We start from the raw sequence: 8260 nt of genomic DNA on the forward strand, positions 1-8260 counted from the left end.
CCGTACCGCGACGGACCGGCTCCGGAGGTGGCCGCACCCCGGGAGGAGCGTGCGGACGGGCAGGACGAACAGGACGTACGGGACGCGAACGGCACGGGTCCGGAGCCGGGTCCCGCCGGGTCCGGCCTGCCTCCCGGCACCACCGCCACGAGCGCCGCCGGCGCCCCGAGCCTCGCCGGCGCCCCAAGCGCCCCAGCCGCCCGGAGGGACGTCCCCGGGCCGCCCCCGCTCCCCACCCGGGGCCCCGGTACGCACGGGCCGCTCCCCTCCCCGCGCCACCAGGCCGCGACGCCGCCCGCCGCCCCCTACGCGCAGGACATGCCGGGGGAGCCCGACAGGGAGGACCCGGTGCCCGGATTCATGGAGCGCGAGCGTTTCCGCGCCGACCCGGACGGGGCGCGGGCGCGGTTCTTCGGGGACGACAGCGGCGAGTTGTTCTTCGACCCCTTGCAGGGGCTCGGGCCGCTCGTCTCCACGGAGAACGGTCTCCCCGTCCGCCCGCCGGGCCGGACGATGGCCGCCGTGGACCAGATGATCGCCGAACTCCTCGCCGGGGAGACCCCCGCGCCCGCCCCGCAGCAGGACGTGGGCCGCAGCTTCGGCGGCTTCGACCGCGCGATGCGTGCGGGCCGCGCCGCCCGCGAGGCGGCCGCGGCCGAGCGGCCCGCCGCGCCACCGGGCCCGGCCCCGCGGGCGCAGGACACCCCGTCCCCCGCTCCCCCGCCGGGCCGCGAGACTCCCTGAGCCCCCGGCAGGGCCCCGTTCCGCCCGCCCCGTCCCGTATTCCACCGCCCCGCCCCGGCCGCCCCGGACCGGCGCACGTGATTGGAGACAAGGACGGCGTCCGTGCCCCCGTGCGGACACCGCCCGCGCACACCATGCCCACCACCGACAACAGCCTCGACTGGCTCCTCGAAAAACTCCTGGACCACACCCCGGGAACCCGCCACGCCCTCGTGCTCTCCCGCGACGGCCTCAAACTCTGCTGGACCCCCGACCTCCCCCTCGACCAGGCCGACCAGCTCGCCGCGATCTGCTCCGGCATCCAGGCACTCGCCCAGGGCGCGTCCGTCGAATTCGGCGACCGGCGCGGCGGCGTGCGGCACTCGATGACCGCGTACTACGGCGGACAGTTGTTCATCGTGGACGCGGGCGAGGGCGCGCACCTCGCGGTGGTCGCCGAGGAGAACGCCGACCCCGAGTACGTGGGACAGGAGATGAGCCATCTGGTCGGCGCGATCGGCGCCCACCTGCGCGCCGAACCGCGCAGCCCCGCGCCGAACGCCGGTACCCCGTGACGCCACGCGGTCCGGCCGACGTGGGCGAACCCGACCGGATCTTCCTCGTCACCGGCGGCAGGACCGCCGCGGGCTCACGCGTCTTCGACCTCGTCACCCTGGTCGTGCGCGAGACGGACCGGGCCCGCGGCTCCGGGCCCGAGCACCAGCGCGTCCTGGACCTGTGCCGGCACCCGATGGCGGTGGTCGAGCTCTCCGCCGAACTCGGCCTGCCCGTCGTGGTGACGCGCATCCTCCTGGAGGACCTGCTCGCCGCCGGGCACATCCGCGTCCGCTCCCCGCGCCCCGCCGCCCGCGCGGCGGGGACGACGGGACCGGACACCGCCGTACTCGAAGAGGTGCTCCATGCGCTGCGCAGACTCTGATTCCGCCATGCCCGCCCCGGGCGCGAGCGGCACGGCCTCGCCCCCGGGCCCGCCCTCCGACACCGTCCCCGCCCAGGCCACCGCGCCCCCGGGGGCCCGCACGCCGTTGCCGGCCACCGCCGAGCAGGGCGTGAAGATCGTCGTGGTCGGCGGCTTCGCCGTCGGCAAGACGACGATGGTGCGCGCCGTGAGCGAGATCCGCCCGCTGAGCACCGAGGAGGTCATGACGGAGGCCGGCCAGGGCGTGGACGACCTCGCGGGCGTCGAGTCGAAGACCACGACGACCGTCGCATTCGACTTCGGCCGCATCACGCTCAACGAGCGCACGGTGCTCTACCTCTTCGGCGCCCCGGGGCAGGAGCGCTTCTGGTTCCTGTGGGACCAGTTGTTCGCCGGGAGCCTCGGCGCGGTCGTCCTCGTGGACACCCGCAAGGTGGCCGACTCCTGGTACGCGGTGGACCGCCTCGAAGCGCACCGCACGCCTTTCGTCGTCGCCGTCAACCGCTTCGAGAACGACCCGCGCCGCTACGGCCTCGCGGAGATCCGCGCCGCGCTCAACCTCTCCGCGCACGTGCCCGTCCTGGACTGCGACGCGCGCGAACGCGCCTCCAGCAAGGAGGTCCTGCTCACCCTCGTCGACCACCTCTACCACCGCGCCCTCGCGCAGGAGGCAGGCGTATGAAGAACCCGCTCTTCCCGCCCCCCTCGGACGACTACGGGCCCGAACCGCTGCGGCCCTGGGACCACCGCCCGAAGGAGTCCGCGACGCCGCCGCTGCGCCTGCCCACCGCCTCCGGCGGCCCCCCGCCCGCCTGCCCGGCGCACGGGGACCGCTGGGAGGACGAGCCGGTACGCCTCTCGACGCTCGACTCGGACCGGCCGCCCGCCGAGCTGTACCGCGAACTGCGGGCGCGCTTCGGGCCGGTGGCCCCCGTCCTCCTGGACGACGACATCCCCGCCTGGCTCGCCCTCGGCTACCCCGAGGTGGCCTATGTGACCGGCCACGACGAGGAGTTCGGGCGCGACTCACGGCGCTGGCACCAGTGGGAGAACATCCCCGGGGACTGGCCGCTGCTCGCCTACGCGGGCTACCAGCCCTCGGTGTTCTTCGCGGAGGGCGAGGAGCACCGGCGCCGCGCGGGCGCGCTCACGCGCGCGCTGGAGGCGATGGACATGTACGACGTCTCGCTCGTGTGCGAGTCGGTCGGACGGCGGCTCACCGACCGGTTCGTGCACGACGGGCGGGTGGAGCTGCTGGAGGCGTACGTGCACGCGCTGCCGGTGCGCGTCATGGTCGAGCTGTGCGGGATGCCCGCGGGCGAGCGGGTGACCGAGAACCTCGCGGAGGACCTGCGGATCACGCTCGACGCCGAGCGCGGCGAGAACCCGGTGGACGCCTACCGGCGGGTCGCGCGGCAGCTCGGCGCGCTCATCGCCTCGCGCCGCGCCCGGCCCGAGCGGGACCTCACCTCCTACCTCGTGGCGGACGCCGCCGCGCTGACGGACGCCGAGGCGGTGCACGATCTCGCGGTGCTCATCCTGGCCGGCCAGCAGCCCACCGCGAACTGGATCTGCAACGCGCTGCGCCTCCTCCTGCTCGACGACCGCTTCGCCGACAAGGTCGCGGGCGGTCGCGTCGGGGTCCCGGAGGCGCTCACCGAGACGCTGTGGCTGGACACGCCGGTGCAGAACTTCCTGGGCCGCTGGGCGACGCGCGACACGGAGCTCGGCGGGCGCGCCGTCAAGCAGGGCGACTGCGTGCTGCTCGGTCTCGCCGCGGCGAACACCGATCCGGAGCTGTGGCCGCACGGCGGCATGGGTGAGGGCAGCACGGCGCACCTGTCGTTCAGCATGGGCGAGCACCGCTGCCCGCACCCGTCCCCGCAGCTGGCCCGCGTCATCGCCCGTACCGCGATCGACACGCTGCTGGCCCGGCTGCCTGACCTCGCGGTCGCGGTGGAGGCCGGGGAGCTGCGCTGGCGCCGCTCGCTGTGGAAGCGCGGTCTGGAGGAACTGCCCGTGGTCTTCTCGGCGGGCGGGGTGCGGGAGTGGACGGACCGCGGCGCGGGCCGGGCCCGCTCGCGCGAGACCGGCCTGCTGCACGACTGAGCAGGCCGGTCCCCGGCTGCGGGCCGGGCGGGCCGGTGTGCTTTGCGAGACTGGCCCGATGACCACTCCTGACACGCCGTCGTCGCTGCCCGAGCGGGTCGAGCGCCTGCTCGCCGCCGGGGACCTCCTGCCGATCGTCGCCGCCGGCGACCCCGTCCTGCGCACACCGGCCGCGCCGTACGAGGGCCAGCTTCCGGGCCCGCTGCTCGCGCGGCTGCTCGCGGCGATGCGGCGCACGATGCGGGAGGCTCCCGGGGTCGGGCTCGCGGCCCCGCAGATCGGGGTGCCGCTCAGGCTCGCGGTCCTGGAGGACCCGGCGACGGTGCCCGAGGAGGTGCGCCGCATGCGGGGGCGCGAGCCGCTGCCGTACCGCGTCCTCGTCAACCCCCACTACGCGCCGGCCGGCGAGCGGCGCGCCCTGTTCTACGAGGGCTGCCTGAGCGTGCCGGGCTGGCAGGCGGTCGTGGCGCGGCACGCGGTGGTGCGGCTGCGCGCCGAGGACGAGCACGGCACGGCGCTGGACGAGGAGGTGGGCGGCTGGGCGGCGCGGATCGTGCAGCACGAGACGGATCACCTCGACGGGACGCTGTACGTGGACCGCGCGCTGCCGCGCTCGCTCACGTCGAACGAGAACCTGCTGCGGTACTGGAACGAGCCGTCGCCCGAACGGGCCGCCGCCGGACTGGGGTTCGTCGCGGAATGAGGGTGCCTCACTCGTTCGGGGGGACTCGGGCGGGCGGGGCTCGCGGGCGGCGGGGGCGGGGGCGGCGTCCGGCTAGCTTGCGGCAGGTCACCGCCCGCGCCGCTGCCCGGCGCGGGGCTCCCGTACTGCCCGGAGGTACCCCTTCGTGACCGCCAAGCCGCTCGCGCTGCTGCTCGCCGCGCTCACCACCGCCGCGCTCGCCACCGCTCCCGCCGGGGCGGCGAAACCGGCCGGGGCCGTGAAGCCCGCCGGGGCCGCCGCTGCCGCCCCGTGCACGGGCGAGTTCCGCGGGGACGCCCGGCTCGGCCCGCGCCACCTGCCCGGGCCCCGGAAGGAGCCGGTGGGCCCGCTCCTCAAGGGCTGGAAGCGCACGGGCGGGCTCGGTGAACGGGCCTTCCTGAGGAAGTACTGGGAGGGCGACGCCACGAAGGGGAGCTGGAAGTACCCGCCGAACGACGGCTTCGCGGAGACGAACGGCGAGCCGGACCGCACGGTGACGCGCCTGCGGCGCGGGGAGCGCCTGGACCGCTTCGGCTCGGTGTACGGGGCCTTCCTCGCTCCCGCCGGGGACGCCTACGCGCGGCGCGCGCTGCCGCCGCAGAACCTCAACACCCGTGAGCCGGAGGCGCCGTGCTCCTATCACGTGTACGAGGTGACGAAGCGGTTCACCGTGTGGCAGGGACCGATCGCGCCGTGGTTCGGGCAGCCGGGCGGCGGCGAGCAGATCAAGCTGGACCCGGCGCTGCTCGACCCGGGCGCGGGTGAGGGCCTGAACGTGAAGTGGCTGCTCGACCACGACTACCTGCGTGCCCTCGTCGGCTGAGGCCGGGGCGCCCCGGGCGGCGCTCGCCGCCGCGCTGCGCGCGGCGGGCCTGCCGCCTTCGGTCTACTGGATCGAGGACACCCATCAACCGGCGCCGCTGCCGCCCGACTTCCTCTATCTGCGCCGCGCCCCGGGGGACGCGGCAGGGTGGGAGACCGGGGGCTACGAGCGGGGCCGCTGGACGCCGTACGCGCTCCATGCCGAGGAGCGGGAGGCGTGCGCGCACCTGTACCGGCTGCTCCTGGGCTGAGGCGCCGGTTCAGGCCGTGGCGCGCCCGTACCGTACGAGGGCCCAGGCCGCGCAGGCGAAGGAGCCGGTCGCCGCGAGCGCGCGGACGACGTTCCAGGCGCCCCAGGAGGACTCGAAGTGCTCGCGGGCCGCCGCCAGCGCGTCGGCGGCCGCCGGGAGTTCGCCGTCGGCGAGGCGGTCGTTGAGCGGGACGTTGACGCCGGCGGTGACGGCGAACATCACCACGTAGAGGGCGAGGGAGGCGAGCACCCACCACAGGACGGGGTGCTCGCCGCCGCGCCAGGCGCCGAAGGCGGCGAGGGCCAGGGCGAGGAGGGCGCCGGAGAAGGGGGTGAGGAACCAGCCGTTGAGGATGGCCTTGTTGATGTTCCGCATGGCCTCGACGAAGGTCCGGTCGCTTCCCCTGCCGAGCCCCGGCATGACCGCGTAGGCGAAGGCGGTGAACAGCCCCGCCATGAGGCCGGTGGCCAGGACGCCAAGGAACAAGGACACACCTGTCAGCGCCTTCATGTCTCCCCCTGCTCCGCTGTGCCACGTCCCCCGCTCGGCAACGGATTTGGAACCTACCGGTTCACGGGAGGGCCGTCAAAGCATCTTCGACACCACGGAATCGGCGCTCCCCTCAGCGCCGTTCCTTGTCCCGGGCCTGGAGGCCGCGGGCGAGGCGCGGTCCGAGCCAGCGCTTGAGGCGGCGGAGCGCTTCGAGGCGTTCGGCGGCGCGGTCCACGCGGTAGTAGAGCTGGGGCGGGACGTAGGGCAGGAGCGGGGAGTGCCGCTGGCCGAGGAGCGCGAACATCTGCTCGGGGGGCAGGCCGATGTAGCGGGGCAGGTTCTCGTACCAGTGGGCGCTGTGCCGCGCGGCGCTCTGGACGGAGAGGAGTTCCCCGCGGCGGCGGCGTTCGTAGGCGGCGAAGGCCGCCTCGCGCGGGCCGCCCTCGCGGAGGGCGTCGGCGAGGGCCATGGCGTCTTCGAGGGCGAGGGTGGTGCCAGCGCCGATGGAGTAGTGGGTGGTGTGGGCGGCGTCGCCGAGAAGGACGACGTTGCCGTGGTGCCAGCGGCGGGTGGTGAGGGTGCGGAAGGGGCGCCAGTCGGGGGCGGGGTGGGTGGCGTCCTGGCCGAGGAGCGGGGCACCGTCGAGGAGTCCGGCGAAGAGCCCTTCGAGGGTGCGGAGCTGGGCGTCCTCCTTGGCGGTGTCGAGGCCGAGGCCGCGCCAGGTGGCGGGGGCGCACTCGATGACGCAGGTGCTGCCCTCGGGCCCGTAGCCGTAGGCGTAGCACCAGATCCAGCCGTGCGGCGTGTCCACGAAGGCGAAGCTGAAGCTCGTGAAGACCTTGGGGGTGCCGAGCCAGACGTAGACGTTGCGGCCTTCGGTGAGGCGCGGGCCGAAGTGGTGGGCGTGGTGGTGGCGCAGGGTGCTGCCGACGCCGTCGGACGCGAGGAGGAGGTCGGCGGCCGGGGGCGCGGCGGGGTCGATCGCGCTGCCGTGCAGGACCTCGACGCCGAGGTCGCGGGCGCGGGCGGTGAGGAGGGCGAGGAGGCGGTGGCGGCCGATGCCGTAGCCCTGGTCGCCGTGGTGCTCGGTGACCTCCTCGCGGACGCGGGCGCGGCCGTTCTTCCAGGGCAGTGACGCGGCGTGGATCGCGTGGGCGCTGGGCTCGTCGTGGGCGCGGAGCCGGTCGAGCAGTTCCTCCCAGTAGGTGACGCCCCAGCCGTAGGTGGAGCCGACGGGGTTGCGTTCGTGCACGGTGATCTCGTGCGTGGGGTCCTGGAGTTTCATCAGGATCGAGAAGTACAGCCCTCCGGGGCCGCCTCCGGCACAGACGATCTTCACGTGCGCTCCCGCTCTGCCGCTGCTGGTCGGTGGGCGGTGACGAACCCGCCCGAATCGGCAGGAAGGTAGCAGCGGGCGCGGGGCCGGGCGGGCGCGACAGGGGAGGTACGGCCGGGGTCCACCCGCCCGGGCGGCACACCTCCCGCGTGAAGCACCGGCCGGCCCGGGGTGCCGTCAGGGGAGCACGGGGTCGCCCGGTTCCCGCGAGGGCGCCGTCGTCCCGTCCTGGCGGGCCGGGCCCGGGTCCGGCCGGAGCACCCCCGCCGCCACGGCGGCGATCACGCAGCAGGCGACCGGGAGGAAGAACGCGAGGTTGAGCGGCACGAGGTGGGTCAGCGGGCCGATGACGGCGGGGCCCGCGAGCATTCCGAGGTAGCCGAGGCCCGCGACGCGCGAGACGTTGACACCGGCGCCCGCCGGGTCGGCGTGGCCCGCCGCGCTAAAGAGTTGCGGGACGCAGCCCGAGAGCCCCGCGCCGAAGACGGTCCAGCCCGCGAGGGCCGCCCAGACGGAGGGCGACAGGGCCGCGAGGGTCAGCCCCAGCGCGGCGAGCGCGGCACCGTGGCGCAGCACCGCGAAGGAGCCGAGACGGGCGGCGACGCGGTCGGTGAGGAAGCGCCCGGCGGTCATGGCCGTCGCGAAGGCGCCGTAGGCGAAGGCGGCCGTGGACTCGGGGGCGTCGAGCACGTCCTTGAGGTGCAGCGTGCTCCAGTCGTTCGCGACGCCCTCGCTGAGCATCAGCATGAGAGCGAGCGCGGCGAGGAGCCAGATGCGGCCCGGGGTACGGGTACGGGAGCGGGGCGCGGCCCCCGCGCCGGGCGTCGGCGCCGCTTCGGTGGCACCGGTCCTCCTGCCGCAACAGGGCCGGTGCCACCGCGACG

Annotated in this window: 10 protein-coding genes and 1 pseudogene; 8 read left to right on the top strand and 3 right to left on the bottom strand. The window is 75.4% G+C overall.

Going from position 1 to position 8260, the window contains the following annotated elements:
* The 8 genes and pseudogenes from SSBG_RS34100 to SSBG_RS02325 form a co-directional block, all read left to right on the top strand.
* Positions 1-744 (top strand): annotated as a pseudogene (locus tag SSBG_RS34100) (histidine kinase); the annotation flags it as partial.
* A 134-nt stretch (positions 745-878) separates the two neighbouring features.
* Positions 879-1298 carry a roadblock/LC7 domain-containing protein gene (locus SSBG_RS02295; RefSeq protein ID WP_037870977.1) on the top strand — a complete coding sequence of 140 codons (420 nt, stop codon included), beginning with the start codon at positions 879-881 and terminating at the stop codon, positions 1296-1298.
* Positions 1295-1663, top strand: coding sequence for a DUF742 domain-containing protein (locus tag SSBG_RS02300; RefSeq protein WP_008744625.1), 369 nt, complete (start codon positions 1295-1297; stop codon positions 1661-1663). The genes SSBG_RS02295 and SSBG_RS02300 overlap by 4 nt, the downstream gene beginning before the upstream one ends.
* The gene (locus SSBG_RS02305; RefSeq protein ID WP_199781327.1) at positions 1644-2345 is read left to right on the top strand and encodes a GTP-binding protein; all 702 of its coding nucleotides are present in this window, start codon (positions 1644-1646) and stop codon (positions 2343-2345) included. The genes SSBG_RS02300 and SSBG_RS02305 overlap by 20 nt, the downstream gene beginning before the upstream one ends.
* The gene (locus SSBG_RS02310; RefSeq protein ID WP_234010309.1) at positions 2342-3772 is read left to right on the top strand and encodes a cytochrome P450; all 1431 of its coding nucleotides are present in this window, start codon (positions 2342-2344) and stop codon (positions 3770-3772) included. Before SSBG_RS02305 ends, SSBG_RS02310 begins: the two co-directional genes overlap by 4 nt.
* A gap of 58 nt (positions 3773-3830) precedes the next feature.
* The gene (locus SSBG_RS02315; protein ID WP_037868745.1) at positions 3831-4475 is read left to right on the top strand and encodes a peptide deformylase; all 645 of its coding nucleotides are present in this window, start codon (positions 3831-3833) and stop codon (positions 4473-4475) included.
* Positions 4476-4620: 145 nt separating this feature from the next.
* Positions 4621-5298 (top strand): TNT domain-containing protein, encoded by a 678-nt coding sequence (locus SSBG_RS02320; RefSeq protein WP_008744629.1) that lies wholly within the window; start codon positions 4621-4623, stop codon positions 5296-5298.
* The gene (locus SSBG_RS02325) at positions 5282-5548 is read left to right on the top strand and encodes a hypothetical protein (protein WP_037868747.1); all 267 of its coding nucleotides are present in this window, start codon (positions 5282-5284) and stop codon (positions 5546-5548) included. Before SSBG_RS02320 ends, SSBG_RS02325 begins: the two co-directional genes overlap by 17 nt.
* 9 nt (positions 5549-5557) lie before the next feature.
* On the opposite strand, the gene SSBG_RS02330 is transcribed toward SSBG_RS02325, so the two are convergent.
* The 3 genes from SSBG_RS02330 to SSBG_RS34105 all read right to left on the bottom strand — a co-directional run.
* Positions 5558-6040, bottom strand: coding sequence for a DUF1772 domain-containing protein (locus SSBG_RS02330; protein ID WP_234010310.1), 483 nt, complete (start codon positions 6038-6040; stop codon positions 5558-5560).
* Between the two features lie 130 nt (positions 6041-6170).
* Positions 6171-7379, bottom strand: coding sequence for an FAD-dependent monooxygenase (locus tag SSBG_RS02335; protein WP_008744631.1), 1209 nt, complete (start codon positions 7377-7379; stop codon positions 6171-6173).
* A 174-nt stretch (positions 7380-7553) separates the two neighbouring features.
* The coding region (locus SSBG_RS34105; protein ID WP_008744632.1) for an MFS transporter at positions 7554-8260 on the bottom strand (707 nt) is incomplete at its 5' end.

Source organism: Streptomyces sp. SPB074 (genome assembly GCF_000154905.1).
Lineage (GTDB): Bacteria > Actinomycetota > Actinomycetes > Streptomycetales > Streptomycetaceae > Streptomyces.

Excerpts from the sequence above, each read along its gene's own strand:
- SSBG_RS02310 (WP_234010309.1), top strand. The coding sequence starts at position 2,342 with ATGAAGAACCCGCTCTTCCCGCCCCCCTCGGACGACTACGGGCCCGAA.
- SSBG_RS02315 (WP_037868745.1), top strand. The coding sequence starts at position 3,831 with ATGACCACTCCTGACACGCCGTCGTCGCTGCCCGAGCGGGTCGAGCGC.
- SSBG_RS02305 (WP_199781327.1), top strand. The coding sequence starts at position 1,644 with ATGCGCTGCGCAGACTCTGATTCCGCCATGCCCGCCCCGGGCGCGAGC.
- SSBG_RS02295 (WP_037870977.1), top strand. The coding sequence starts at position 879 with ATGCCCACCACCGACAACAGCCTCGACTGGCTCCTCGAAAAACTCCTG.